17 protein-coding genes, 1 pseudogene and 1 riboswitch are annotated in these 25141 nt (G+C 70.5%); of the genes and pseudogenes, 6 read left to right on the forward strand and 12 right to left on the reverse strand.

Going from position 1 to position 25141, the window contains the following annotated elements; all coding sequences use genetic code 11:
* Nucleotides 1-5: 5 nt before the first annotated feature.
* The 3 genes from K0H49_RS03040 to K0H49_RS30475 are packed head-to-tail and all read left to right on the forward strand — an operon-like array spanning nucleotide 6 to nucleotide 2855.
* Nucleotides 6-479, forward strand: coding sequence for a CreA family protein (locus K0H49_RS03040; protein ID WP_219209667.1), 474 nt, complete (start codon nucleotides 6-8; stop codon nucleotides 477-479).
* Between the two features lie 25 nt (nucleotides 480-504).
* Nucleotides 505-2289, forward strand: a complete 1785-nt coding sequence (locus K0H49_RS03045) for an ATP-binding cassette domain-containing protein (protein WP_219209668.1) — start codon at nucleotides 505-507, stop codon at nucleotides 2287-2289.
* 47 nt (nucleotides 2290-2336) lie between these two features.
* A complete protein-coding gene (locus K0H49_RS30475) occupies nucleotides 2337-2855 on the forward strand; it encodes a murein hydrolase activator EnvC family protein (protein WP_374122299.1) in 519 nt (172 codons plus the stop codon).
* A gap of 63 nt (nucleotides 2856-2918) precedes the next feature.
* Here the strand turns inward: K0H49_RS30475 and K0H49_RS03055 are convergent, their stop codons facing one another.
* The 4 genes from K0H49_RS03055 to recC form a co-directional block, all read right to left on the reverse strand.
* Nucleotides 2919-5117 (reverse strand): putative bifunctional diguanylate cyclase/phosphodiesterase, encoded by a 2199-nt coding sequence (locus K0H49_RS03055; protein WP_219209670.1) that lies wholly within the window; start codon nucleotides 5115-5117, stop codon nucleotides 2919-2921.
* 133 nt (nucleotides 5118-5250) lie between these two features.
* Complete coding sequence (gene recD / locus K0H49_RS03060; RefSeq protein ID WP_219209671.1) at nucleotides 5251-7233, reverse strand: exodeoxyribonuclease V subunit alpha; 1983 nt, start codon at nucleotides 7231-7233, stop codon at nucleotides 5251-5253.
* Nucleotides 7230-10919 carry an exodeoxyribonuclease V subunit beta gene (gene recB / locus K0H49_RS03065; protein WP_219209672.1) on the reverse strand — a complete coding sequence of 1230 codons (3690 nt, stop codon included), beginning with the start codon at nucleotides 10917-10919 and terminating at the stop codon, nucleotides 7230-7232. The genes recD and recB overlap by 4 nt, the downstream gene beginning before the upstream one ends.
* Nucleotides 10916-14374, reverse strand: a complete 3459-nt coding sequence (recC, locus tag K0H49_RS03070) for an exodeoxyribonuclease V subunit gamma (RefSeq protein WP_219209673.1) — start codon at nucleotides 14372-14374, stop codon at nucleotides 10916-10918. The genes recB and recC overlap by 4 nt, the downstream gene beginning before the upstream one ends.
* Before the next feature lie 218 nt (nucleotides 14375-14592).
* Here recC and K0H49_RS03075 point away from each other — a divergent pair, with 218 nt between their 5' ends.
* Nucleotides 14593-14955, forward strand: coding sequence for a DUF4148 domain-containing protein (locus tag K0H49_RS03075; protein WP_219209674.1), 363 nt, complete (start codon nucleotides 14593-14595; stop codon nucleotides 14953-14955).
* Between the two features lie 64 nt (nucleotides 14956-15019).
* Here the strand turns inward: K0H49_RS03075 and K0H49_RS03080 are convergent, their stop codons facing one another.
* From K0H49_RS03080 to K0H49_RS03100, 5 genes are all read right to left on the reverse strand, one after another.
* Nucleotides 15020-15967 carry a LysR family transcriptional regulator gene (locus K0H49_RS03080; RefSeq protein ID WP_219209675.1) on the reverse strand — a complete coding sequence of 316 codons (948 nt, stop codon included), beginning with the start codon at nucleotides 15965-15967 and terminating at the stop codon, nucleotides 15020-15022.
* A gap of 50 nt (nucleotides 15968-16017) precedes the next feature.
* The gene (locus K0H49_RS03085) at nucleotides 16018-17454 is read right to left on the reverse strand and encodes an FAD-binding oxidoreductase (RefSeq protein WP_219209676.1); all 1437 of its coding nucleotides are present in this window, start codon (nucleotides 17452-17454) and stop codon (nucleotides 16018-16020) included.
* A 10-nt stretch (nucleotides 17455-17464) separates the two neighbouring features.
* Nucleotides 17465-18802 (reverse strand): MFS transporter, encoded by a 1338-nt coding sequence (locus K0H49_RS03090; RefSeq protein ID WP_219209677.1) that lies wholly within the window; start codon nucleotides 18800-18802, stop codon nucleotides 17465-17467.
* Nucleotides 18803-18944: 142 nt separating this feature from the next.
* A complete protein-coding gene (locus K0H49_RS03095; protein ID WP_219212988.1) occupies nucleotides 18945-20261 on the reverse strand; it encodes a D-amino acid dehydrogenase in 1317 nt (438 codons plus the stop codon).
* Between the two features lie 56 nt (nucleotides 20262-20317).
* Nucleotides 20318-20428, reverse strand: a riboswitch (glycine riboswitch).
* Nucleotides 20429-20626: 198 nt separating this feature from the next.
* Nucleotides 20627-21160, reverse strand: coding sequence for an HU family DNA-binding protein (locus K0H49_RS03100; protein ID WP_219209678.1), 534 nt, complete (start codon nucleotides 21158-21160; stop codon nucleotides 20627-20629).
* A 267-nt stretch (nucleotides 21161-21427) separates the two neighbouring features.
* On the opposite strand from K0H49_RS03100, the pseudogene K0H49_RS03105 reads away from it, so the two are divergent.
* Both K0H49_RS03105 and K0H49_RS03110 read left to right on the forward strand, forming a co-directional pair.
* Nucleotides 21428-21598, forward strand: a pseudogene (locus tag K0H49_RS03105) (hypothetical protein); the annotation flags it as partial.
* A gap of 93 nt (nucleotides 21599-21691) precedes the next feature.
* Nucleotides 21692-22162, forward strand: coding sequence for a MarR family winged helix-turn-helix transcriptional regulator (locus tag K0H49_RS03110; protein ID WP_219209680.1), 471 nt, complete (start codon nucleotides 21692-21694; stop codon nucleotides 22160-22162).
* 42 nt (nucleotides 22163-22204) lie between these two features.
* Here K0H49_RS03110 and K0H49_RS03115 read toward each other — a convergent pair whose 3' ends face one another.
* The 3 genes from K0H49_RS03115 to K0H49_RS03125 form a co-directional block, all read right to left on the reverse strand.
* Nucleotides 22205-23155: a Bug family tripartite tricarboxylate transporter substrate binding protein gene (locus K0H49_RS03115; RefSeq protein ID WP_219209681.1), complete on the reverse strand. Its 951-nt coding sequence runs from the start codon at nucleotides 23153-23155 to the stop codon at nucleotides 22205-22207.
* Nucleotides 23156-23223: 68 nt separating this feature from the next.
* A complete protein-coding gene (locus K0H49_RS03120; RefSeq protein WP_219209682.1) occupies nucleotides 23224-24393 on the reverse strand; it encodes an LLM class flavin-dependent oxidoreductase in 1170 nt (389 codons plus the stop codon).
* A complete protein-coding gene (locus K0H49_RS03125; protein ID WP_219209683.1) occupies nucleotides 24390-25133 on the reverse strand; it encodes an alpha/beta fold hydrolase in 744 nt (247 codons plus the stop codon). The genes K0H49_RS03120 and K0H49_RS03125 overlap by 4 nt, the downstream gene beginning before the upstream one ends.
* Between the last annotated feature and the right edge of the window lie 8 nt (nucleotides 25134-25141).

Here is a 25141-nt window from a genome sequence, read left to right on the forward strand (position 1 = left end):
CCTTCATGAAGATCCAACGCCTCGCTTTCGTTCTCCTCGGCGCCATCGCCGCCTGCACGGCCGGCGCCGAGCAGGTGGGCGAGGTCGACACGGTCTTCAAGCTCATCGGCCCCGACCACAAGATCGTGGTCGAGGCCTACGACGACCCGCAGGTCACTGGCGTGACCTGCTATGTCTCGCGCGCCAAGACCGGCGGCGTCAAGGGCGCCTTCGGCCTGGCCGAGGACAAGGCCGAGGCCTCGATCGCCTGCCGCCAGGTCGGGCCGGTGAGCTTCACCGAGCCCATCAGGAAGCGCGACGAGATCTTCAGCGAGCGCCAGTCGATCATGTTCAAGCGCCTGCGCGTGGTGCGCATGGTCGATGCCAAGCGCAACACGCTGGTCTACCTGAGCTATTCCGACCGGCTGGTCGAGGGCTCGCCGCAGAACAGCGTGACCGCGGTGCCGGTCGACAGGGCCACGCCGATTCCGGTGAAGTAAAGACAGCGAAAGCGAACCCGCACGGATGACCACAGCCCCCGGCAATGCCGTCCGCGAACTCTATGCCGCGCTGTGGCGCTTCGCCGAAGGCGCGCGCGGGCAGTTGCTGGGCGCCACCGCGCTGCTTACCGGCTCGCAGCTGGTCAAGCTGACCCTGCCCTACCTCGCGGGCCAGGCCATCAACGCGCTGCAACGCGGCGACCTGCGCGGCTCGGGCGGCTGGATCGCGACGCTGACCGGGGTCTACCTGTTCTCCTGGATGCTGCACGGCCCGGGCCGCATCCTCGAACGCAACGTCGGCGTCAGGGTGCGCGAATCGCTGGCCGACCAGCTCTATGTGCGGCTGGCGTCGGCGCCGCTGGTCTGGCACGACGGCCACCACTCGGGCGAGCTGCAGCACCGCGTGCACCAGGCCAGCCGCGCGCTCTCGGACTTCGCGCAGAACCAGTTCATCTGGCTCACCAACGTGGTCAACATCGTCGGCCCGCTGGTGGCGCTGACGCTGCTGTCGCGCAGCAGCGGCATCACCGCGCTCGCGGGCTACCTGGTGATCGGCCTGATCATCCTGCGCATCGACCGCGCGCTGATGCGCCTGGCCCGCACCGAGAACGACGCCGACCGGCGCTACGTGGCCGCGCTGCTCGACTTCGTCGGCAACACCTCGACCGTGATCGGCCTGCGGCTGCAGGGCGCCTCGCGCCTGCTGCTGCGCGCGCGCATGGCGGCCATCTCGGTGCCGCTCAAGCGCACCGTGGTGCTCAACGAAGGCAAGTGGTTCACCGTCGACATGCTGGGCCTGATGCTGACCTGGGGCCTGGTGGTGCTCTACGTGTGGCAGACGCGCACGCCGGGCCAGGCGGTGCTGCTGGGCTCGGTGTTCATGATCTACCAGTACGCGCAGCAGGCGGCCGGCGTGGTGTCTTCGATGGCGGCCAACTTCCAGTTCTTCGCGCGCATGCACACCGACTACGGCAGCGCGGCACCGATCTGGGAGGCGCCGCACGGCCCCGCGCTGACCACGCCGCCCGAGCAGGTGCCCGTGCACGAGCGCATCGACGCCGACGCGCGCTGGGCGCAGCTCGCGGTGGATGGCCTGCGCTGGGACTATGCGCGGCGCGGCGCACCGGCCGAAGGCGAGACCGTGCGCAGCGGGCTGCACGAGGTGGCGCTCACGCTGCGCCGCGGCCAGCGCGTGGCGCTGGTCGGCCCCAGCGGCGGCGGCAAGAGCACGCTGCTGCGGCTGCTGGCCGGCCTCTATGCGCCGCAGGCCGGCACGCTGGCCTTCGACGGCCGGCCCGCCGACTGGGGCCGGCTGCGCCAGATCGCCACGCTGATCCCGCAGGAGACCGAGGTCTTCGAAGCCAGCGTGCGCGAGAACCTCACCTTCGGCCGGCCCGGCGACGATGCGGCACTGCTTGCCGCGCTGCATGCCAGCGCCTTCGACGAAGTGCTCGCCGCCACGCAGGGCAGCCTGGACACGCCCCTGTCGGAGCGCGGCTTCAACCTCTCGGGCGGCCAGCGCCAGCGGCTGTGCCTGGCGCGCGGCGTGCTCGCGGCCCAAGGCAGCACGCTGCTGCTGCTCGACGAGCCCACCAGCGCGCTCGACGCGGCCACCGAGGCCCGCGTGCTCGAGCGCATCGCCAACGCCTTCCCCGAAGCCTGCGTGGTGGCCTCGATCCACCGGCTGAGCCTGCTCGAGCGCTTCGACACCGTGGTGCTGATGGAGGCCGGCCGGGTGCTCGATGCCGGCCCGCGCGAGGCGGTGCTGGCGCGCCAGCCCCTGCTGCAGCGCATGGTCGCGCCGCAGTGAATCCGGCCTTGGGGAACCCTCCGGGGCGAATGCGTTCCAATCGACGCATGTCCCGTTCCATTTCACTCCCCTCCCTGCGCTTCGCTCTGCGCGGCGGCCTCGCGGCCCTGGCCGCCTTCGGCCTGCTGGCCTGCACCACCACCACGCCCACCCCCGGCCCGGGCAAGTCCGCTCCGACCGCGACGCCGCAGGCCAAGGCCACGTTCATCCGCCCCGCGCCCGGCGCCACGCTCGCGCGCTTCGACGGCAACCGCAACAAGGGGCTGGACATCGCGGGCAACGCGGGCGACCCGGTGATCGCGGCGGCCGACGGCCGCGTGGTGTTCGTGGGCGGCCAGCTGCGCGGCTACGGCAACATGGTGATCATCAAGCACAACGAGACCTTCCTGTCCGCCTACGCCCACAACCAGGCGATCGTGGTCAAGGAAAACCAGATCGTGCGCCAGGGCCAGAAGATCGCCGAGATGGGGCAGAGCGACGCCGACCGCGTGAAGCTGCACTTCGAGATCCGCAAGAACGGCACGGCCGTCAATCCCGAGCCCTACCTCAGCGGCGCGGCGCGCTAGCGATCGCGAGGACGCACGCGCTGGCGGCTCCAGCGCGGCACGCTCCATCCCGGTGGGGCCTCCTCAGGCCTGCGGCAGGCCCGCCGGAAGACGCCGGCCCGCGGCGGCACTCAAGGCTCCGGCTTCGCCGGTCTTCCGCGCATCGAACCATTCCAGCAGCGCCGGCGCATCCATGGGTTTCGCATAGAAGAAGCCCTGGAGTTCGTCGCAGCCCATGGCCAGCAGCAAATCGCGCTGCGCCTGCGTCTCCACCCCTTCGGCCACCACACCCAGGCCCAGCGCATGGGCCAGGCGGATCACCGCGTCGACCACCGCGCGGGCGTCCTCCTGGGTCTCGAGGTCCTGCACGAAGCTGCGATCGATCTTGACCTGGCGCGCCGGCAGCTGGCGCAGATGGCTCAGGCTCGAGTAGCCGGTGCCGAAGTCGTCGATCGAGAGGAACACGCCAATGCGCGCCAGCCCCTCGATCGTGCGTTCGGTGGCGCGGAAGTCCTCCATCGCCAGCGACTCGGTGATCTCGCACAGCAGCAGCGAGGCCGGCACGCCATGCCGCGCCAGCGCCTGCCCGACGCGGTCGGCGAAGTCGGCCTCGCGCAGCTGCATCACCGACAGGTTCACCGCCACCGACATCGTCATGCCCTGCGCCTGCCACTGGGCGATCTGGCGGCAGGCCTCGTCGATGATCCAGTCGCCCAGGCGCACGATCAGGCCGAAGCGTTCGGCCAGGCCGATGAAGTGCGCCGGCGCGATCAGGCCGCGCTGCGGATGGTTCCAGCGCACCAGCGCTTCCACGCCGCTGGTGTGCGTGCTGCGGCCGTCGATCTTGGGCTGGTAGTAGAGCTCGAACTGCTTGAGCACGAGCGCCTGCCGCAGGTCGCTCTGAAGCTCGAGCTGCACCGAGGCATCGGCGCCCATGGACGACTCGAACATCGCGTAGTTGCCGCCGCCCGCGCGCTTGGCGGCGTACATGGCCGCGTCGGCGTTCGACACCAGCTTGTCCGGCTCGCCCTGGTCGGGATGCAGCACCATGCCGATCGAGCAGGCGATCTGCAGCTGCTTGCCCATGATGCTGAAGGGCTCGGACAAGGCCCGCAGCACCTTGTTCGCGGCCTGCGCGCATTCGGCGTCGTCGCGCACCCCTTCCAGCAGGATCAGGAACTCGTCGCCGCCCACGCGCGCGACCGTGTCGCTGTCCTTCACCAGCCGGACCAGCCGGTCGGCCGTGGCACGCAGGATGTGGTCGCCCGCCGCGTGGCCGAAGGAGTCGTTGATGGGCTTGAAGCCGTCGAGGTCGACGAACAGCACCGCGATCCGCTCCTCCACCTTGATCTGGTTGGCGCGCTCCATGCGCAGCAGCGCGTGGCGCAGGCGGTCCTCGAACAGCACCCGGTTCGGCAGCCCGGTGAGCGCATCGGTGAAGGCGCGCTGGTGCAGTTCGTGGTTGGCGCGCGTGAGCTCGGTGTTGGCCTCCTGCAGCGAGTGCGCCAGGCGCTGCGCCACCACCTGCAGGCGCGCTTCCAGGGTGGAGGTGAACAGCGTGCCCAGCAGCAGGATGCTGGTCGCGAGCCCCACGACGGTGGTGAGCCCGTTGCCATGCAGCACGTCGGCGCTCAGGCAGACCGAGCCGGCCGGGAAGGCGGCGGCCGCCATGCCGGTGTAGTGCATGCCGCAGATCGCCAGCCCCATCACCAGCGCAGCCAGCAGCTGCAGCGGCACCCGCCGTTCGGGCGCGGCATTGCCGAGGTGCTTGAAGATCAGCAGCGAGACCGCTGACGCACCGATCGCGATGGCGGCCGACAAGGCGACCGTCGGCGCATGCCAGTCGATGCCCGGCGCCATGTCGAGCGCGGCCATGCCGATGTAGTGCATGCCGCAGATGCCCGCGCCCATGGCGACGGACGCCGCGATCAGTCGCGGAAGGCCGTACTGCCCCTGGCTGGCCACCCACAGCGCGATGCTGGAGGCGCCCACCGCGGCGATCCAGGACGCCAGCGTGGCGCCCACGGTGAAGCCCAGATCGATCGGCAGCGAGAAGCCCAGCATCCCGACGAAGTGCATCGACCAGATGCCAGTGCCCAGCGTGAAGGAACCGGCGACCCACCAGAGGCCGTGGATGCGGCCGTCCGACTGCCGCACGCGCCGCGCGAGATCGAGCGCCACATAGGACGCGAGCATCGCGATCAGCACCGAGGCGGCGACGGCCCACAGCTTGTATTGGGAAGGGAGGAATTCGGGAGAGAGTGCAGAGTTCACGGGGGACATACGCAGCAGACCGGAAACTGGATCTGCATCGGACAAAGAGAAGGCTGCCGCGCCCCGCATCGTCATTCATGGGGGCGCCCGGCCGAGGGGGAGGAGCCGTCGTCCGGCTCTTTTCGTTGAGAACCGCGAATCGCTAGACGCCCTCGCTCTCGAGCCGTTCGAGCAAGCCGCTGGCGCGCCGCGTGCGCTGCGCCAGCGCCTCGCCGAAGGCCTGCGCGCGCGGCGTGACCAGCGTGAAGGCCTGGCGTGCGCGCGTGATGCCGGTGTAGACCAGCTCGCGCGTGAGCACGCGGCTCGGGTCGCGCGGCAGCACCAGCACCGTGTGCTCGAACTCCGAGCCCTGCGACTTGTGCACGGTCATGGCGAAGGCGGTCTCGACCGCGGCCAGCCGGCTCACGCCGACCGAGCGCGCCTCGGCGCCGTCGAGGAAATAGGCGCGCAGCGGGGCACCCGGTGTGGCCGGCGGCAGCGCGATGCCGATGTCGCCGTTGAACACGCCCACGCCCGCGTCGTTGCGGGTGACCATCACCGGCCGCCCTTCGTACCAGGCGCCGCGCTTGGCCAGCAGGCCCGCCGACACCAGCGCGCGCTCGATCGCCAGGTTGAGCCCTTCCGAGCCCCAGTCGCCCTGGCGCACCGCACACAGCAGGCGGAAGCGCTCGAAGGCGTGAAGCACCGACAGCACCCAGGCCTTGTGCGCCTCTGCATCCGGCGCCGTGGGGCGCTGGCGCAGCGCCTCCAGATAGCCACCGAAGCCACCCGGCGCATCGGCGCGGCCTTGCAACGCAAGCTGCACGACCACCGCGGTCGAGGGCGCATCGAGCCAGACCAGCTCGCCCCTGGCCTTGGCATGCAGCAACTGCGTGGACGCCTTCACGTCGCCGCGGTTGGCCGCCAGCGCCAGCTGGCCGATGGGCCCGCCGAAGCGCCGGCTCTCGCGCAGCATCACGGTCTGCTGCGCCAGCGGCGAGCCTGCGCCCGCGAAGCGGTCGGGCACGCGCTGCCCGGTCACGGTCTCGATGAAGGCCAGCGTGCGCGCGCTGTAGCGGCCTTCCTCGGCCGTGCGGCACAGGTCGCCCAGCACCGCGCCCGCTTCGACCGAGGCCAACTGGTCCTTGTCGCCCAGGAAGATCACACGCGCCTGCGGCGGCAAGGCCTCCAGCAGCGCGGCCATCATCTCCAGGTGGATCATCGAGGCCTCGTCGACGATCAGCACGTCGACCTCGAGCGGGCGCGCCGCATCGAAGCGGAAGCGCCGGGTGTCGGGCCGCGCGCCCAGCAGCGAATGCAACGTGCGCGCGGGCTGGATGTGCGAGGCCAGTTCGTTCAACGGCAGGCGGTCACCCACCTGCTCGCTCAATTCGTTCAATGCGCCGTCGATCGACTGCTTGAGCCGCGCGGCCGCCTTGCCCGTGGGCGCGGCCAGCATCACGCGCAGGCGTTCGGGCGAACGGTCCATCGCGAACAGCAGTGCCAGCAGGCGCGCCGCGGTGTAGGTCTTGCCGGTACCCGGGCCGCCCGTGATGATCGACAGCCGGCCGCGCAGCGCGATGCCGCAGGCGATCTTCTGCCAGTCCAGCACGCCGTCGGCCGGCGGTGCGAACAGCAGGTCGAGCTGCGCGCGCAAGGCCGCTTCGTCGACCTTGCGCGGCACCGCCCCGCGCGCGAGCACCTGGGCCGCGACGCGCTGCTCGTAGGCCCAGTAGCGGCGCAGGTAGAGCTTGCCGGCCTGCAGCACCAGCGGCTCGCCGCGGCCGGCCGCCGCCGCGTCGTCGCCGTGCGCGACCAGCGGGCTGGCGCGCAAGGCCTCGGCCCACTGCGCCACCGGCGGCAGGGTCGCCAGCGCGGCCTGCAGTTCGGCCATCGCCTCGGCCGGCCAGTTGAGCAGCGCGGCCGGGTCGTCGCGCAGTTCGTCGAGCAGCAGGCAGGCATGGCCGCGGCCTTCCATGTGCGCGACCAGCGCGCCGGCCATCAGCACCTCGGGCGGGGTGGCGGATTGCAGCTCGCCCAGGAAGGCGGCGAAGGCGCTGTCGAGCCGGCGCAGCCAGCCCTGGGCGGCCCAGCGTCGCAGCGTGTCGAGCAGCATGGGTGTCGATTCCGTCGATGCGATGGTCATGCGTCGGCCTCCTGCGCCGTGCCCAGCAGCTGGTCGAGCCCGTCGAGCAACGCCAGCGGCGGCTGCACGTGGTAGCAGCCGCGGGCCGGTCCGGCCACGCCGCGCAGGAACAGGAAGACCGCGCCGCCCAGGTGCTGCGCGGGGTCGTAGGCCTCGCCCAGCCGCTCGCGCAGCAGGCGGTGCAGGGCCAGCAGGTAGATGCCGGCCTGCACGTCGTAGCGGTGCGCGGCCATCGCGGCCTCGAGCGCGTCGGGCGTGTAGTCGGCATCGGCGTCGCCCAGGTGGTTGGACTTGTGGTCGAGCACCCAGTAGCGGCCCTGGTGCGCGAACACGATGTCGGCAAAGCCCATCAGCATGCCGTGCAGTTCGCGCTCGGGCAGCGGCGGCCGTGCACGGCCGGCCAGCAGGTGCGCACTGCACAGCGCATCGATCTGCAGCGCATCGAGGCTTCGGGTGGGCAGCCAGAATTCCATTTCGGGCAGCGTGGCCTGCAGCCCCTGGAGCGCGGTGCCGATCGGCGGCAGCGGCGTCTGCAGCACCTGCAGCAGCCAGGCCAGCACCTCGGGCGCGCGCTCGCCCCAGCCCTGGCGTTCGCAGCGGCGCAGCAGCTGCTGCTGGCGTTCTTCCGAGGCCGCGAGGTCGAAGCCCTCGCCGGCCAGCCATTCGAGCTGGTCGTGCAGGAAGTTGCCCGCGAAGGCGCCGCGCGGGAAACGGTGCCAGGGGGCATCGCTCGGTGCAACGGATGCCGGCGTGATCGGCTCGGGCGCCTCGTCGCTCGCTTCGTCGTTGCGCACCGCCGCCACACTGGACGCCAGCACGCCCGGCATCGAAGGCAGCGTGCGCACCAGCGCCGAGAAACTGCCGATGGACCAGCGCCGGTCGAAGCGCGCGTCGTAGACCGCGACGTCGCGCAGCGCGGGCGGCGCGCCGCGCGGCTGCAGCGGCGTGGCCGCGAGGCCGGCCATCTCGGCGGCCGGCACCAGCGCGATGTCGGCGCAGCCCTGCACCGCTTCTACGATGCGCGCCTGCAGCTGCTCGGGCAGCACCGCCTCGGTGCCGTTGAGCACATAGCCGATCGCGCTGCGGTGCAGGGTCGGCGCGTTGGCGCTGCCCTCCTTGAGCGCGGCAAGCCCGACCCAGACCGCGTGCCGCGCGCGCGTGAGCGCCACGTACAGCAGGCGCAGGTCTTCGCGGTGCCGCTCCTTGTCGGCCTCGGCCACATGGGCGTCGCTCAGGTGCAGGTGCAGCGTGCGCTCGCCCTGCGCATCGGCCAGGCTCAGGTGCGAGGTGCCGGCCTTCTTCACGCCGCGGAAGCCGCTGGCGAAGGGCAGGAACACCAGCGGGTACTCGAGGCCCTTGGACTTGTGGACGGTCACGACCTTGACCAGGTCGGCATCGCTTTCGAGCCGCACCACCTGCTCGTCGCCGCCGGCCGATTCGCCACGCAGCTGGTCACCCAACCAGCGCACCAGCGCCTGCTCGCCGTCGAGCATGCCGCTCGCGGCCTGCAGCAGTTCGGCCAGGTGCAGGAAGTTGGTGAGCCGACGCTCGCCGTCGGGCGCGGCCAGCCAGCGCGCGGGCAGGTCGAGCCGGTGCAAGGTGCGGCGCAGCATGGTGAGCACGCCCTGCTGCTGCCACACGCCGTGCAGTTCGCGCAGCTGCTCGCTGCGCGCATCGAAGGCCTCGTCGTCGCGCGCGAGCACGCGCAGCTCGTCGATCGACAGGCCCACGGTGCGCGTCGCCAGCGCGGCACGCGCCAGCCGCACGTCGAGCGGCGCCGCCACGGCCTTGAGCCAGTGCAGCAGGTCGTGGGCTTCGCCGCTGGCGAACACCGAATCCTTGTCCGACAGGTAGACCGAAGCCACGCGGCGGCGGCGCAGTTCACGCTGCACGGCCGCGGCCTCCTTGCCGGTGCGCACCAGCACCGCGATGTCGGCCGGGCGCAGGCGCACGAAGTGCTTGCCGGGCTCGGCGAAGCCGGCCGCCTCGTCGTTGAGCAGCGTGACGATGCGCTCGGCGCAGCGCGCGGCGAAGCGGCGCCGGCTGCCCTCGGCGTTGAGCAGTTCGGCATCGAGCGCAAGGGTCACGGCCGGCTCGGCGCCGTCCGCGCTGACGAAGGCTTCGCCGCGCCCGCGCGCGCCGACGGCCTCGAAGGGCAGCGGGTTGTCGCCCGCGCTGCGGTACATGAAGGCGCCCTCGCCTTCGCGCGCCTCGGGCTGCGCCAGCAGGTGGTTCACGGCCGCGACCACCGAGGCGGTCGAGCGGTGGTTGGTGCCCAGCACGTAGTGCCGGCCCTCGGTCGCGCGGCGTGCCATCAGGTAGGCATGGATGTCGGCGCCGCGGAAGCCGTAGATCGACTGCTTGGGGTCGCCGATCAGCAGCAGGCCGGTGGCCGGCGCGTTGTCGGCGATGCGGTAGAGCCGGTCGAAGATGCGCGACTGCACCGGCGAGGTGTCCTGGAACTCGTCGATCAGCGCCACCGGGTACTGCGCCAGCATGCGTTCGCGCAGGCGCAGCGCGGCCTCGCCGTTGCGCGCCGGGTCGAGCGCGGCATCGAGCCGCTCGAGCATGTCGGCGAAACCGAAGCTGCCGGCCTGCTTCTTGAGCTCGGCCATGCGCTGCGCGATCTGCGCGGCCGCGTGCAGCCGCAGGCGCGGCGCGAGGGGTGGCAGCGCATCGAGCGCCGCCACCAGCTGCGCGAAGGCGCCAAACTCGGCCGGCCAGGCAGGCGGCGCATCGCCCTTGCAGGCGTCGTCCAGGCCCGCGGGCGTGAGCCGGAACTCGCCCTTGTTGAGCACCGGGCGGTCGCTGCGCGCACCGCTGGCCCAGTCGTGCAGCTCGCGCAGCCAGGGTTCGTAGTACTGGGCGCGCAGCTTGGTCTTGTTGAAGACGCTGGTCTTGCCGCCCAGCTGGCCTTCGAGCCAGGTGCGCATGGCTTCGATGCGCGCGGGCCAGCCCTGCTTGAGCGCGACCAGCGCGCGCTGCCGCTCGGCCAGCGTGGTCGCGATCAGCGCGCCCAGGCTGCCCTGCCCCGCATCGGCCGGCAGGGCCTGCTCGGCCAGCGCGCGCGCATCCTTCGCCAGGGCCTCGACGCTGCCCCAGGCGGCCAGCGCGACATCGAGCGCGTCGCCGGCCAGCGGATAGAACTGCTGGCGCCAGTAGTCCTGCGCGGCCTCGTCGAACATCGCGCGTTCGTTGGCGGCCAGCTCCTCGTCGAACAGGCTGCCGCTGTCGAAGGCGTGCTCGCGCAGCATGCGCTGGCACCAGGCGTCGATGGTGTGGACCGCCGCGTCGTCCATGCTCTCGGCCGCCATCGCGAGCCGCCAGGCGGCGGCGGTGCGGGCTGTGCCCTCGGGGTAGGCGGCCATGAGATCGCGCAGGAACACGTCGTGCGCCTCGGGCTCGGTCTCGCCGCGGAAACAGCGGGCCGCCTCGAGCAGCCGCGCACGCACGCGGTCCGACAGCTCGCGCGTGGCAGCGCGGGTGAAGGTCATCACCAGGATCTCGGCCGGCACCAAGGGGCGCGCGAACGCGGTGGGCGCACCGTCTTCGTCCTCACCGCCATGGCCCAGCACCAGCCGCAGGTACAGCGCGGCGATGGTCCAGGTCTTGCCCGTGCCCGCGCTGGCCTCGATCAGGCGGCTGCCCCACAGCGGCAAGGTGAGTGCGTTCAGCGCGATGCTCATGACAGGTCTCCTTCCGACCCGCCGGCCGCATGCAATTCCACCGTGACCTGCGTCTCGGCCCAGCTTCGCAGCGGCGCGAATAGCGCCTCGGCCAGGTCTTCGAATTCACCCCCTGCGCGCAAGGCCTCGTGGTCGGGGTAGACCCGCGCCAGGCAGGGCTCCTGCACTTCGCCGCCGACGAACATGCCGCCTTCGTAGGCCTGCTCGGGCTTGCCGCCGGCCAGCCATTCGAGGGCGGTGAGCGGCGCCAGCGGCAGCGGCCGGCCCATGCCTTCGCGCCAGATATCGAGCAGGGTGCGCAGCGTGGCCATCGCGAAGTCGGCCTGCAGCGGCTGGGCCGTGACCGTCGCGTCGCGCCCCACCAGCACGCCCTGCACCGGCGCACCGCAGGCGCTGCTGACGAGGGTGTTGACCCACAGGGCGATGAGCTTGTCGGGCCGCACCACGCCTTTTTCCGAGGCGAGCCGCGTGGGCAGCATGCCCATCCACACCGGCTCGCCCGATTCGAGCGAGGACAGGCGCAGGCCGTCGAGCCAGTCGTCGAGCAGCAGCCCTTCGTGCGCGAAGCGCAGCGGCTCCTTCACGCCCGCGACCGGGTACAGCGCATGCAGCGCACGCCAGCGCGCGAGCATCGGCTGCAGCGTCTCGGCCAGCGCGCGCCCGGCGCGCCGGCCCAGTTCGGCCATCGGCAGGCGGCCGCTGCGGCGGATGCGCTGCAGCTGCGCATCGACGCGCCGCGACAGCGCGGCCGCGTCGTCGACATCGCGCAGCACCGTCAGCGCCTCGTCGAGCAGGCCGTACTGTTCGAGGCCGTCGAGCGCGAAGGCCTCGTGGTCCTCCATCGCGGCCTCGTCTTCCTGGAACACCACGTCGAGCTGGCGACGGAAGAAGTCCTTGACCGGGTTCTTGAGGAAGCTGGTCAGCGCCGCGAGCGTGAGCGGCACGGCGCGCTCGCCATTGGCCGCGGCGCCTTCGGGACGCAGCACCGGTGCGCCCGGTTCCGCCGCGGCCTCGTGCGCGGTGCGCCATTCGCGCGCATGGGTGAACAGCGCATCGCCTTCGCGGCCTTCGAAGTAGCGCCGGCTGAAGGGCTGCAGCGGATGCTCGGTGGTGCGGGCTTCGACCACGCGCTTGTCCCAGCCCGCGACCAGGTAGTCGCGCAGCTGCGAGACCAGCACCGAGGGCGGCTGCTCGCTGTTGTCGCGCACGCTGCGGCCGGTCCAGCTGAGGTAGAGCACGCGGCGCGCCGACAGCAGCGCTTCCAGCATGAGCTGTCGGTCGTCGTCGCGGCGCGAGCGGTCGCCGGGGCGCCGCTGGCCGGGCAGGCCCATCAGGTCGAAGTCGCTGCGCGGGCTGCTGCGCGGGTAGTCGCCGTCGTTCATGCCCAGCAGGCACACGACCTCGAAGGGCACGGCGCGCATCGGCAGCAAGGTACAGAAGGTGACGCCGCCGGCGCGGAAGCGGCGGCTCAGGCCGGGCTCGTCGATGCCTTCGAGCCAGGCCTCGCGCGCCACGGCCAGCGACACCGGCGCATCGAAGCCGGCCAGGTCGCAGGCCTCGAGCCACTGGCCCAGCGCCTCCTGCGCGGCGGCCAGGGCCAGCCGCTCGCGCTCGTCGGTGGGCGCCATCAGCGCCTCGAGCAAGGCGCGCGAACGTTCGGCCCAGCCGGCGGGCGTGGCATCGGTCGAGGCCTGCACCCACCAGTCGCCCAGCACCTCGACCAGGTCGGCCAGCGCGCCCGCGATGGTGGCCTCGAGGCCGCCGACTTCGGCATAGGGCTCGATGTCCTGGAAGCTGCCGTCCACACCCTCGGCCGCCTCGCCGCTGGCATAGCCCAGCAGCATGCGGCGCAGGCCGAACAGCCAGGTGTTCTGCTCGCCGCACTCGGCCAGGCCGAGGTCGCGGCGGTGCGCGAGGTCCAGGCCCCAGCGGATGCCCGCACCTTCCATCCAGCGCGCCAGGCGCGGCAGCGCGTCGGCATCGAGGCCGAAGCGCGCGGCCACGGCCGGCACGTCCAGCAGGTCACGGATCTCGGTCAGGCCGCAGCGCTGCTGCGGCAGGCGCAGCAGCCATTCGAGCGCGACCAGCAGCGGGTTGTGGCCGCGCTCGCTCAGGTCGGCGATGTCGAAGGCAATGAAGCGCGCATCGCCGCGCGTGTGCTGGCCGAACACCGAGCGGATGGCCGGCGCGAAGGCCGCCACGTCGGGCACCATGACCACGATGTCGCGCGGGTTCAGCGGCGTGCCGCCCGGGGGGTTCGCGAGCAGCGCCAGCAGCTGGTCGTGCAGGATCTCGACCTCGCGCTGCGCGCCGTGCGCGATGTGGAAGACGATCGAGCGGTCGTGCGCCTCGACCGCCGGATGGGGGTGCTCGCCCAGCGGCAGCAGGTCGCGGATGTGGGCCTGCACCTGCTGCAGCAGCGTCCCGGGTTCGTCCTCGTCGAACAGGTCGATCTTGCTGTCGCCGAAGCGCTGGCGCGTGGCATCGGTGTCGTCGAAGGCATCGAGCTGGCGCACGAAGTCGCGGCCCTGGCGGCCCCAGGCCGCGAGCAGCGGATGGCCGTGCGCATGCATCTGCTCGAGCGGCACCAGCGCCAGGTCGCGTTCGCCACGCAGCGGCTGGCGGCGGCGCTCCATGCGCAGCAGTTCGCGGCCTTCGATGATGTCGGCCCAGTGGTAGCGGCTGGGGTTGGGAATCGCCATCAGCACCTGGCTGTGCGCGGACAGCGCCGCCAACGCCTCCAGCGTCTGCATCGGCACGTGCGTCATGCCGAACAGCATCACGCGGCGCGCCACCGGCGTGGCCGGCATGTCGCCCGCATCCAGCGCGGCGATGAAGCGGCGGTGCAGGTTCGAGCGTGCCGCGAAGCGCTCTTCCTCGCTCAGGCCTTCGAGCAGCTCGCGCCACAGCGCGGCCTGCCAGCGCTGGTCGGGCGGCAATGCGGTTTCGCCGCGGGGGCCGGGCAGCGCGTCGCGGCCGGCCTCCCAGGCCGCGAGCCAGTCGCCGCGGTAGACCTGGTACTGGTCGTAGAGATCGGCCAGCCGTCCCGCGAGCTGCAGCCGGCGGCCCATGTCGCCGTCGCGCAGGAAGCCCGCCAGCGGCTCGTAGCCCGGCTGCGGCGCGAGCGCGGGCAGCAGGTGCATCAGGCGCCAGGTCAGCGCCTGCTTGTCGAGCGCCGAACGCGGCGGCACGGCGTCGCGGCCCAGCACCTGGCGGTAGCTGCGCCAGAGAAAACGCGCAGGCAGCTCGACCCTCGCGGCCGCGCAGACGCCGCTGCGCGCGGCCAGCGTCATCTTGAGCCATTCGGCCACGCCATTGCTCTGCACCAGGAAGATCTCTTCCTCCAGCGGCTGCAGCGGATGGCGCCGGGTCCACTCGAACAACGCATCGCCCAGCAACTCGGCGCGGTTGCCGTGGAGGACCAGGAGGCCGGGCTGGAGGTCGGAGGGTGTCATGCGGAGAAGGAGCGTCGGAAGAAAAGGAGCGTAGCCGAGTGCGCATGATTCTCGCCGCATGCCATTTCGAGGGCACGTGATTGTTCGTGCGATGGAAACACGGCGTGCACGAAGTCGCCCTGTCTAGGACACAAAAAATCAACACACTTGCCAGCACGGCATCGCGATGCGATGGCCACGGATCAGACAACCGGACCACTCACTTCGAAGGACCTCTCATGAAAACGCTTTCGCTCATCGCCGCCACCCTGTCGCTGTCGATCTTCTCGCTGGCCCACGCTGAGACCTATGACGGCGTGCACGCCGCCAACTCGGTCAAGAGCCGCGCCGAAGTCGCCGCCGAGGCCGAGCGCACCGCAGCGTCGCCGAACCAGAACGTCGCCCGCGGTTCGCGCGGTGCCGAGCCCTTCACCTCGACGGCCAGCCGCGATGCGGTCTATGCCGATGCCGTCAAGCAAGCCGGCGCACCCGACCAGAACGTCTCGAGCGGCTCCAAGGTCAACAGCCGCGTGATCTCGACGATGACGCGCACCTCGGCACCGGTGCAGGCGCAGCAGCAGCGCCCTGCCGTCGCCAACTGATCTTCACCTGATCTGAAGACCGAGCCGGCCCGCGTGCAAGCGAGGGCCGGCTTTTTCGCGCGCCTCAGACGTCCGTGACGAGGCGCGCGCCGGCCCATTTCTGCTGTTCGCAGAGTTCGCGCACCACGTCGCGGATCAGCTGGCAGATCGCGCGCTTGGCGTTGGTCATCGGCAGGTGCCGCGAGACGCACAGGCCGAGCCGCCGCACCATCGCGTCGGAGGCGATCGCATGCGCGACCAGCCGGCCGTCCTCGACCTCGCGCTGCGCCAGGCCCAGCGGCATGATGGTCGGCCCGATGCCCGCCTCGACCGCGCTCTTGAGCACGTAGACCGAATTGATCTCGGCGGCGATGCGCTGGGCGCGGTATGCGCCGGCCTCGAGCGCGGCATCGACGATCCAGCGCGTGCAGTGGCCGTGGTGGTTGCTGGGCAGCACCAGCGGCCGCGCGATGGCTTGCGCCACCGTCACGTCGCCGGGCGGCGGCGCGCCCTCGTCCTGCGCCGAATGGATCAGCACGAAGGCCTCGTCCACCAGCGGCGTGAAAGCGATGTCCTGCGGCAGCATGCCGGGCGTGAAGACCGCCACGTCGACCCGGCCGCGCAGCATCTGGTCGGCCATGTTGCCGGTCAGCTCTTCATTGAGGTGGAACACGATGTTGGGATAGCGCTTCGCCGCGGCCCGCAGCAGCGGCAGCGCGAGCGTGGCGGCCACGCTCTGCGGCAAGGCGGCCACCACCGAGCCCACCACCGCATCGGCCGCGCAATGCACGGCGGCCCGCGCGTCCTCGATCTGCTTGGTGATGCCCTGGGCGTACTCGTAGAACACCTTGCCGCTGTCGGTGAGCACCACGCCGTTGCGGCTGCGCAGCAGCAGCTGGGTGCCGAGCTCGGCTTCGAGCTCCGACAGCTGCCGGCTCAGCGCCGACTGCGCCACATGCAGCTGCAGCGCCGCGCGCGACAGGCTGCCGCTGTCGGCGATCGACAGGAAATACTTGAATTGACGCAGTTCCAACGCGGGGGCCTCCGGCGGCCATTGTCGTCGGGCCTGCGCGGCACGCGGTGTCAGTCGGTGTCGAAAGACACCACCTTGCCCGGATTGAAGATGTTGTGCGGATCGAAGGCCCGCTTGACCGCGCGCATCAGCGCCACGGTGTGCACCCCATGCTCCTCGACCAGGTAGGGCATCTTGTGCAGGCCCACGCCGTGCTCGCCGGTCGAGGTGCCGCCGTGGCGCAGCGCGCGCTGCACCAGCCGGTGGCTGAAGGCCTCGGCGGCCGCGACCTCGTCGGGCTTCTGCGGATCGAAGAGCACCAGGCAATGGAAGTTGCCGTCACCCACATGGCCGAACACCGGCGCCAGCAGGCCGTGCGCGCCAATGTCTTCCTGTGTCTCGCCGATGCAGGCGGCCAGCGCCGACAGCGGCACGCAGGCGTCGGTGGTCATGCTGCGGCAGCCCGGGCGCAGTTGCAGCGAGGCGAAATAGGCGTGGTGGCGCGGCGTCCAGAGCCGCGAGCGCTCTTCCTGCAGCGTGGCCCACTGGAATTCACCGCCGCCATGGCCGGCCGCGAGCTCGCGCACGATGGCCGCCTGCTCGTCGATCTGCGCCTGGCTGCCGCCGAACTCGAGGAACAAGGTGGGGTGCTCGCCCAGCGCGGTGCGGCTGTGCGCGTTCACCGCGCGAATCGTCAGCGCGTCCAGCATCTCGGCGCGCGCCAGCGGCACGCCCAGCTGGATCGCTTCGATCACGCAATCGACCGCATCGCGCACCGTGGGGAAATGCACCACCGCCGCGGCCACCACCTCGGGGTGCGGATGCACGCGCACCGTCGCCTCGGTGATCAGGCCCAGCGTGCCCTCGGAGCCGCAGAAGAGCTGGGTCAGGTTGTAGCCGGCCGAGCTCTTGCGCGCCTGGGTGGCGGTGCGCACGATCTCGCCCTCGGCCGTGACCACGGTGAGGTTGACGAGGTTGTCGCGCATGGTGCCGTAGCGGACGGTGTTGGTGCCCGAGGCCGCGGTCGCGACCATGCCGCCCACCGTGGCGTCGGCACCAGGGTCGACCGAGAAGAAGAAGCCGGTGCCGGCCAGTGCCGCATTGAGCTGGTTGCGCGTGACGCCGGCCTGCACCGTGACGTTGAGGTCCTCGGTGCGGATCGCGAGCACCTGGTTCATCTGCGAGAAGTCGATGCAGACGCCGCCCTCGACCGCCAGCAGGTGGCCCTCGATCGAGGAGCCGACGCCGAAGGCGATCAGCGGCACGCGTTCGGCCGCGCAGGCGCGCACCACGAAGGCGGCCTCCTCGGTGTTCTGCACATAGACCACCGCGTCGGGCGGCACCGGCAGGTAGGCCGACTCGTCGCTGCCGTGCTGCAGCAGCACCGAAGCGCCGGTGGAGCAGCGCGCGCCGAAATGCGCCTGCAGTTGCGCCATCAGCGCGGGAGAAGGCGAGCGGCGCGGTGCATGCAGCGGCGCGCCCGCCGGGGTGTTCACATCGGTGGACATGGGGTTCCTGTCAAGAAGTGGAGGCGGACCGTCGCTCAGCGGCCGCCGCGGGCTTGGCCAGCACCAGCACCAGCACGGCCCCGAGCACCAGCAGGCCGGCCAGCATGTGCAGGCCCGAATCGGTGCTCTTCGTGATGTCCTTGATCACGCCGATCATGAAGGGCGCGGCAAAGCCCGAGAGGTTGCCGAAGGAATTGATGAAGGCGATGCCGGCCGCCGCGGCCGCGCCACCCAGGAAGCTGGTCGGCAGGCCCCAGAACACCGGCAGCGTGGCCATGATGCCCATGGTCGCGATGGTCAGGCCGACCATGGCCCAGACCGCGTTGCCGTGCATGGCCACGCTCAGCACCAGGCCCAGCGCACCGACCACCGCGGCCACGGCCGAGTGCCAGCGGTGCTCGAGCCGGCCGTCGGCGCTGCGCGCCACCAGGTACATCGCGACCACGCCGAAGGACCAGGGGATCGCGCTCAAGAGGCCGATGTCGAGCGCGCTCTTCACGCCGATCGACTTGATGATGCTGGGCAGCCAGAAGGAGATGCCGTAGAGCCCGGCCGTGAAGGTGAAGTACACCAGCGCCAGCAGCCACACGCGGCCGTTGGTCAGCACGCTGAGCACCTTGGCCTCGGACTTGCCGCTGCCGTCGGCCGCGATGTCGCGCGCGATCAGTTCGCGCTCGGCCGGTTCGAGCCAGCGTGCGTCCTTCACGCGGTCGTCGAGGTAGCGCCAGACCAGGAAGCCCATCGCCACCGTCGGCAGGCCCTGCAGCAGGAACAGCCACTGCCAGCCCTGCCAGCCGTTGACGCCGGCCATGCTCTGCAGGATCCAGCCCGAGAACGGGCCGCCCAGGATGCCGGCGAAGGGAATGGCGGCGAGGAACAGCGAGGTCGCCTTGCCGCGGCGCGCGGCCGGGAACCAGTAGGTGAGGTACAGGATGATCCCGGGGAAGAAGCCGGCTTCGGCCGCGCCCAGGAAGAAGCGGACCAGGTAGAAGGACATCGGCGAGTTCACGAACATCGTGCCGGCCGACAGCAGGCCCCAGGTCACCATGATCCGCGCGATCCAGCGCTTGGCGCCGACCTTGTGCAGGATCACGTTGCTCGGCACCTCGAACAGGAAGTAGCCGACGAAGAAGATGCCCGCGCCCAGGCCGTAGACGGCCTCGCTGAACTGCAGCGCGTCCTGCATCTGCAGCTTGGCGAAGCCGACGTTGACGCGGTCCAGGTAGGCGACGATGTAGCAGACAAAGAGCAGCGGGATCAGCCGCCAGCTGACTTTTCGGTAGACCGCGTCCGCGGCGAGGGAGGCGCCGGCGCCCGAGGCGGGGCGCGGCATGGCAGAGGTGTTCATGGAGAAGGTCCCGGGTGACAGCCGGGCATGTTCTCACGCCCGGCGATGCGCGATGGTCGCGCGCACCGCCCCCGTGGCCGCAGCGGGTTAACGCGGAAAATTCATAGCGATTGGCGAAGCGCGCATCTCGCGCCGAGATGGCTCAGGCCGCGCGGCCGCGCCGATCCGGCGCCAGCAGGGTCGAGACGGCGGCCCGCGCGGGGGTCGGCCCGCAGAAGGCGAAGTCGACCTCGGGCCGCCGGCCCGACATCAGCTCGGCCAGCGCGCGGCCCGAGCCACAGCCGTGCGTCCAGCCCAGCGTGCCGTGGCCGGTGTTGAGGAACAGCCCCTCCACCCGGCTGCGGCCGATGTAGGGCACGTTGCCCGGCGTCGCGGGGCGCAGCCCGGCCCAGTAGCTCGCGAGCTCGGGCCGGCTCACGCCCGGGAAGATCTCGAGCGTGCGGCGCACGATGGCCTCGCAGCGCACCGGGTTCAGCGACAGGTCGTAGCCGTTGAGCTCGGCCGTGCCCGCGATGCGCAGCCGGTCGCCGAAGCGCGAGAAGACCAGCTTGTGCTCGTCGTCGGTCAGGCTCACGCTGGGCGCCTTGGCGGCATCGAGGATCGGCAGCGTCGCCGAGTAGCCCTTGGCCGGGTAGATGTCGAGCGGCACGCCCGCGCCGCGCGCGAGTTGCGCACTGAAGCTGCCCAGCGCGAGCACATAGGCATCGCCCTGCACCACCTCGTACATGCCGCTCTCGCTGGCGATCTCGACGCCGCGCATCGCGCCGCCCTCGGTGCGCAGCCGCTGGATGCGCACGCCGTAGCGGAACTGCACGCCCTGCTCGGCCGCCTTCTGCGCCAGGCCGGTGGTGAACTTGTGCACGTCGCCCGATTCGTCGGCGCTGGTGTAGGTGGCGCCGGCCAGCCGCGGGCGGATCGCGGCCATGGCCGGGTCGATGCGCACCACCTCGTCGGCGTCGATCACCTGCCGCTCGCAGCCCAGCTCGCGCATGATGCGCGCCGGCTCGAGCGCCAGGTCGAACTCCTTCTGGCTGGTATAGAAGTGCAGGATGCCCTTCGTCAGGTGGTCGTATTCGATGCCGGTGTCGCGGCGCAGCTGCTGCAGGCTGTCGCGGCTGTAGGTGCCCAGGTTGAGCAGCTGCACCATGTTGCGGGTCGAGCGCTTCGCGCCGCATTCGCCCAGGAACTTGAGGCCCCACATCCATTGCGCGGGGTCGGCGCGCAGCCGGAACAGCAGCGGCGCATCTTCCCGGCCCAGCCACTTGAGCAGCTTGAACGGCGCCGAGGGATTGGCCCAGGGTTCGGCATGGCTCACCGAGATCTGGCCGCCGTTGCCGAAGCTGGTCTCGCGCGCCGCGCCGGCGTTGCGCTCCAGCACGGTCACTTCATGGCCGGCCTGCCGCAGGTACCAGGCGGTGGCGACGCCGATCACGCCGGCACCCATCACGATCACTTTCATCATCATCTCCAAACTCGAAAACACAAAAGAAAAAGGGCCGGCGACCATGATTGGTCGTCGGCCCCACTGTCCTTTGTGCCTGAGAGATTCACCGTGCCCTGCGACGCGGTTTGCACCTTCGGCGGCGGCTCGGCATGACGCCGGCAGCACTCTCCAGTTTGATGATGAATCCAGTACGGGACCTGAGCGTTTCGGGGATGCGCCTTCGGTAGAACGACCCTGTGGGGGCCGTCGCTTCTCCTGGATGGCTCGCATTATCCAGGCATTGCACCTCGGCTGGCAACTGCGCGGGCTTCACATCGCGATCGGTGGGCCCAAAGAAAACGGCCCCGAAGGGCCGTCGTCCATCATGCTGCGAACAGCAATTACTTCTTGGCGGCAGCCTTCTTGGCCGGTGCCTTGGCGGGTGCAGCAGCGGCCTTGGCCGGAGCCTTGGCAGGTGCGGCAGCCTTCACCGGAGCCTTGGCAGGTGCCTTGGCCGGAGCGGCAGCAGCCTTCTTCGCCACGGGTGCGGCAGCAGGCTTGGCGGCCGGCTTCGCAGCGGGCTTGGCAGCCACGGCAGCCTTCTTGGGGGCGGCAGCCGGCTTCACGGCGGCGACCTTGTCGGCCTTGCGCTTGGCAGCCTTGGGGTCGATGGCGGCCTTGAAGGCAGCGCCCGGAACGAACTTCGGCACCTTCTGGGCGGCGATCTTGATCTTCGTGCCGGCTTGCGGGTTGAAGCCCGAACGTGCAGCGCGTGCGACTTGCTTGAAGGTGCCGAAGCCCACGATCTGGACCGGGTCGCCCTTCTTGACCGCGGCGACGATGGCACCGGTGATGGTCTCCAGGATGCGGGCCGCTTCGGCCTTGCTGGTGTTGTGGGCGGTGGCGATTTTCTCGACGAGTTCGATACGGTTCACTGAATTTTCCTAAGATGAGTTGGCCGTTTCTTTCAACGGCCGCAAGGCCTGATACGGCTGCAATGCGGCGCGGAGTGTAGCCGGAGCCGCAGCAGTGCTGCCGAAATCGCCTTCCGAGCACCCTGCCCGGCACACCGGATAAAGGCCCCCTCCAGAAGCCCCATGGCCCGGCGACCCCTCTAGAAAGTACCCTCGCGCAGCAATGCGTCCAACGCGGCCTGCCGTTGCATGGCCTGTCGGTAAACCGCGTGCGCATCGGCGTCGAAGGCCGCGGCGCTGCGCGATGTCACCGTGACGCGGCTGTGCCGGTCGGTGGGCTGTCTGGGCTTCTCGGAGTTCCGCGTGCTGCTCGCGCGCGACGTGTCGCTCACGCACCCGCACGTCATCGACCGGGCCAACGACCTGGCCAACAAGCGGCGCGTCAAGACCGTGCGCTGAGGCGCCCGGCCCGCGCTTCGAGGCTAGACTTCAGCGTGCAACCCGACGTTCGGATACCGAGCCGGCGTCAGCCCTTCTTCCGGAACCCAGACCATGAGCAAACCGCGTGCAGACGCCCCGAAGCCCGCCGCCAACCCGGTGCGTGCGCCGGGCCTGGGCTTCGTCGTCAGCACCCTGTCGCGGCGCATCGTCTGGGGGCTGGCGAAGAAGACCGCAGCGCACGGCGTGATGCCGGCGCAGTACCCGGTGTTGCGCTGCCTCAACGAACTCCAGGTGTCGACGCAGATCGAGCTGTCGCGGCTGTGCGGCATCGAGCAGCCGTCGATGGCCGTGACATTGAACCGAATGGAGAAAAGCGGCCTGATCGCACGCAAGACCGACGACAAGGACGCGCGCCGCAAGTTCGTGACGCTCACGCCGCACGGCGAGGCCATGCTCAAGCTCATGACGCTGCATGCGCACACGGTCTACGAGCAGGCGATCGAAGGCCTGAGCGATGAAGAGATCCAGAGCTTCCTGCGGGTCTGCGCCAGGATGACGCAGAACCTGGAGAACGGGCGCTGAGGCACGGGCACGGAGGACGGGCACTGAAGCCCGTGTCCACGCCTAGTCGATCTTGATCTTCGCGTCCGTCACGACGCGGCGCCACTTGACCGACTCGTCGGCCAGGAACTTCTGCAGCGCCGCCGGCGTGCTGCCCGCCACGTCGAGCCCCTGCGCCACGCCCTTGCGCCGCACCTCGGGGTCGTTGAGCACCTCGTTGACCTTCGTCGACAGCAGACGCACATCCTCCGCCTTCGTGCCCTTGGGCGCGAACAGCGCGATCCAGGTGACCGCGTCGTAGCTCGGGAAGCCCGACTCGGCGACCGTGGGCACCTCGGGCAGCGCGGCCGAACGCGCGGCGCCGGTGGTCGCCAGCGCCTTGATCCGGCCTGAGGCGATCAGCGGCAGCGAGGCCGTGAGGTCCATGAAGCCGAACTCGATGCGGCCACCGACGATGTCCTGCAACGCACCGGGCGTGCCCTTGTAGGGCACGTTCACGATGTCGATCCCGGCGACGCTCTTGAACATCTCGCCGGCCAGGTGGTGACTGGTGCCCACACCGTTGGTCGCATACGAATAGCGGGCCGGCGCGGCGCGCGCACGGTCGACCATCTGCCTGAGCGTGCTCACGCCGGATTCCGGGCTGGCCACGATCACCACCGGCGCCTGCGCGATCATCGAGATCGCGGCGAAGTCCTTCTCGGGCACGTAGTCGAGGTCGCGGTAGAGCGTCGGGTTGATCGCCAGCGCGCCGGTCACGCCGACCAGCAGCGTGTAGCCGTCATTGGCCGACTTCGCGACATGGCTGGTCGCGAGGTTGCCCGAGGCGCCCGGTCGGTTGTCGACGACGAAGGTCTGGCCGGTCTTGCCGCGCATCTGCTCGGCCAGCAGCCGCGCGATGAAATCGGCCGAGCCGCCCGGCGGGAACGGCAGCACCATCCGGACCGGCTTGTCCGGGTAGGTCTGCGCCCCCGCCGGCAGGACCAGCCCCATCGATGCCACCAAAGGCAGCATGGCAAGAATCTTCCAGCGTAAGCGCACGGTGTGTCTCCTGTGGTCTTCCTGAATCAACCGCCGCCGGCTCAGGCGGCTGCGGTGGTCGCGGGCGCCGCAGCGACGTCGCGGAAATGCGGAATGATCTCCTGGGCGATCGCCGCCATGTTGGCACGGGTCATGTCGTCGGGCAACGTCCCGAACTGGGTCTTGGTCAGCACGGTGCCGAAGCCGGCCTTGGCCTCGTACTCGGCGAGCTTCTCGCGCACGGTCGACGGGCTGCCGACGATCACCACGCCGGCCTTCATCAGGTCCTCGATGGTCTGCGGCTTCTTGTTGAAGCCGCCGGCGCGCGTGGCCTTGATGCGCTTCATGGCCTCGATGTTGGTGTAGCCCGGCGGCAGCAGCATCTCCATCGGCATCTTGAGCAGCGTGCCGACCAGCGCCTCCAGGTGCGGACGCGCCTCGCGGATCGCCTGCTCGTCGGTCTCTGCCACGTAGATGCAGTTCGACCATGCGAGCTGCTCGTTGCTGGCCTCGTAGCCCGCCTTGCGCGCCTGCTCACGGTACATGTCGAAGAACTTGGCGACGGTGTCGATCGGGCTCAGCGTTTGGCAGTAGGTGTAGCGCAGGCGCGCGGCCCATTCGATGGTGCTGCTCGAGCCCTGCGAGGGCACCCAAACCGGCGGGTGCGGATTCTGGTAGGGCCGCGGCCAGGTGTTGACGTACTTGAACTGGTAGTACTTGCCGTGGTACGAGAACGGGCCCGGCTCTGTCCAGGCCCGGATGATCAGGTCGTGCGCCTCGGCGAAGCGCGCCTGCGATTCGGCCGGGTTGATGCCCATCGCGTGGTATTCGGCGCCGATGCCGCGCACGAAACCAGCGATGAAGCGTCCGCGCGTCAGGTTGTCGAGCATCGCGAATTCCTCGGCCACGCTCAAGGGGTTGTTGAGCAGGGGCAGCGCGCGCCCGAGGATCGCGATCTTCGCCCGCTTCACGCTGCGCGCCAGCGCGCCGGCCAGCACGCCCGGCGTCGGCATCAGGCCGTAGGCAGTCTGGTGGTGCTCGTTGAGGCAGACGCCGTCGAAGCCCAGGCGATCCGCGTACTCCATCTGGTCGAGGTACTCGTGGTAGAGCTCGGCGCCCAGTTCGGGATCGAAGTTGCTGTTCGAGAAGGTCACCCAGGCCGACTGGTTGCGCTCGATGGCCGCCAGATCGACATGGCGGTAAGGCATCAGGTGGAAGTTGAAGAATTTCATGCGTGGCTCCGTGCAGAGGATGTGAACTGGGCGATGGCAGCGGCGAGTTCGGTCGGCTTCTCGGTCTGCGGTGCGTGGCCACAGTCGGCCAGCGTGACGAGCTTCGCGCCGCGGATCTGCGCGCACCAGGCTTCGCCATAGGCCAGCGGCAGGATGCGGTCCTGCGCACCCCAGACCACCTGCGTCGGCACGCCGATGCGATGCAGCCACTTGGCCATGTGCGGATCGTGGCCGCGCGGCTGCCAGGTCAGGCGCGCCGTGATCTCCTTGTTCTTGATCGCGACCTCATCCTGCTCGCCGGTGCGCGGCGCCTGCGCCAGGCGCTCGGCCAGCGCGGCGCTGTGGAAGGAGTCGACGATCAGCTGTTCGTCGGTGCGCAGGAACACGTCGACCACCGGCACGCCCTCTACATGGATGCCGAGCGCGCTGACCAGCGTGAGCGAAGCCAGCGCCGCGCTCTGGCGCACCGCCATCTCGGCGGCGATCCAGCCCCCCAGGTCGACGCCGACCAGGTGCACGTTCTTCAGCGCCTGCTGCTCGATGAACTCGAGGTAGAAGTTCGCCAGGTCGGCCACGTTGTCGAGCCAAGCCGGCACGGCCGAGCCGCCGAAGCCGGGGTGCACCGGCAACAGGCAATTCGCGTGGAGCGACAGCGCTTCCCGCAGCGCGGCCAGGCTCTCGCTGCCGTCGGAGCCGTGCAACAGCAGCACGGTCGGGGTGGTGGGGGATGGGTGGCTCATGGGTTTTG

The organism is Variovorax boronicumulans (assembly GCF_019352895.1).
Classification (GTDB): domain Bacteria; phylum Pseudomonadota; class Gammaproteobacteria; order Burkholderiales; family Burkholderiaceae_C; genus Variovorax; species Variovorax boronicumulans_A.

Excerpts from the sequence above, each read along its gene's own strand:
- K0H49_RS03040 (WP_219209667.1), top strand. The coding sequence starts at position 6 with ATGAAGATCCAACGCCTCGCTTTCGTTCTCCTCGGCGCCATCGCCGCC.
- K0H49_RS03045 (WP_219209668.1), top strand. The coding sequence starts at position 505 with ATGACCACAGCCCCCGGCAATGCCGTCCGCGAACTCTATGCCGCGCTG.
- K0H49_RS30475 (WP_374122299.1), top strand. The coding sequence starts at position 2,337 with ATGTCCCGTTCCATTTCACTCCCCTCCCTGCGCTTCGCTCTGCGCGGC.
- K0H49_RS03055 (WP_219209670.1), bottom strand. The coding sequence starts at position 5,117 with ATGTCCCCCGTGAACTCTGCACTCTCTCCCGAATTCCTCCCTTCCCAA.
- recD (WP_219209671.1), bottom strand. The coding sequence starts at position 7,233 with ATGACCATCGCATCGACGGAATCGACACCCATGCTGCTCGACACGCTG.
- recB (WP_219209672.1), bottom strand. The coding sequence starts at position 10,919 with ATGAGCATCGCGCTGAACGCACTCACCTTGCCGCTGTGGGGCAGCCGC.
- recC (WP_219209673.1), bottom strand. The coding sequence starts at position 14,374 with ATGACACCCTCCGACCTCCAGCCCGGCCTCCTGGTCCTCCACGGCAAC.
- K0H49_RS03075 (WP_219209674.1), top strand. The coding sequence starts at position 14,593 with ATGAAAACGCTTTCGCTCATCGCCGCCACCCTGTCGCTGTCGATCTTC.
- K0H49_RS03085 (WP_219209676.1), bottom strand. The coding sequence starts at position 17,454 with ATGTCCACCGATGTGAACACCCCGGCGGGCGCGCCGCTGCATGCACCG.
- K0H49_RS03090 (WP_219209677.1), bottom strand. The coding sequence starts at position 18,802 with ATGAACACCTCTGCCATGCCGCGCCCCGCCTCGGGCGCCGGCGCCTCC.
- K0H49_RS03095 (WP_219212988.1), bottom strand. The coding sequence starts at position 20,261 with ATGAAAGTGATCGTGATGGGTGCCGGCGTGATCGGCGTCGCCACCGCC.
- K0H49_RS03110 (WP_219209680.1), top strand. The coding sequence starts at position 21,692 with ATGAGCAAACCGCGTGCAGACGCCCCGAAGCCCGCCGCCAACCCGGTG.
- K0H49_RS03115 (WP_219209681.1), bottom strand. The coding sequence starts at position 23,155 with ATGCTGCCTTTGGTGGCATCGATGGGGCTGGTCCTGCCGGCGGGGGCG.
- K0H49_RS03120 (WP_219209682.1), bottom strand. The coding sequence starts at position 24,393 with ATGAAATTCTTCAACTTCCACCTGATGCCTTACCGCCATGTCGATCTG.
- K0H49_RS03125 (WP_219209683.1), bottom strand. The coding sequence starts at position 25,133 with ATGAGCCACCCATCCCCCACCACCCCGACCGTGCTGCTGTTGCACGGC.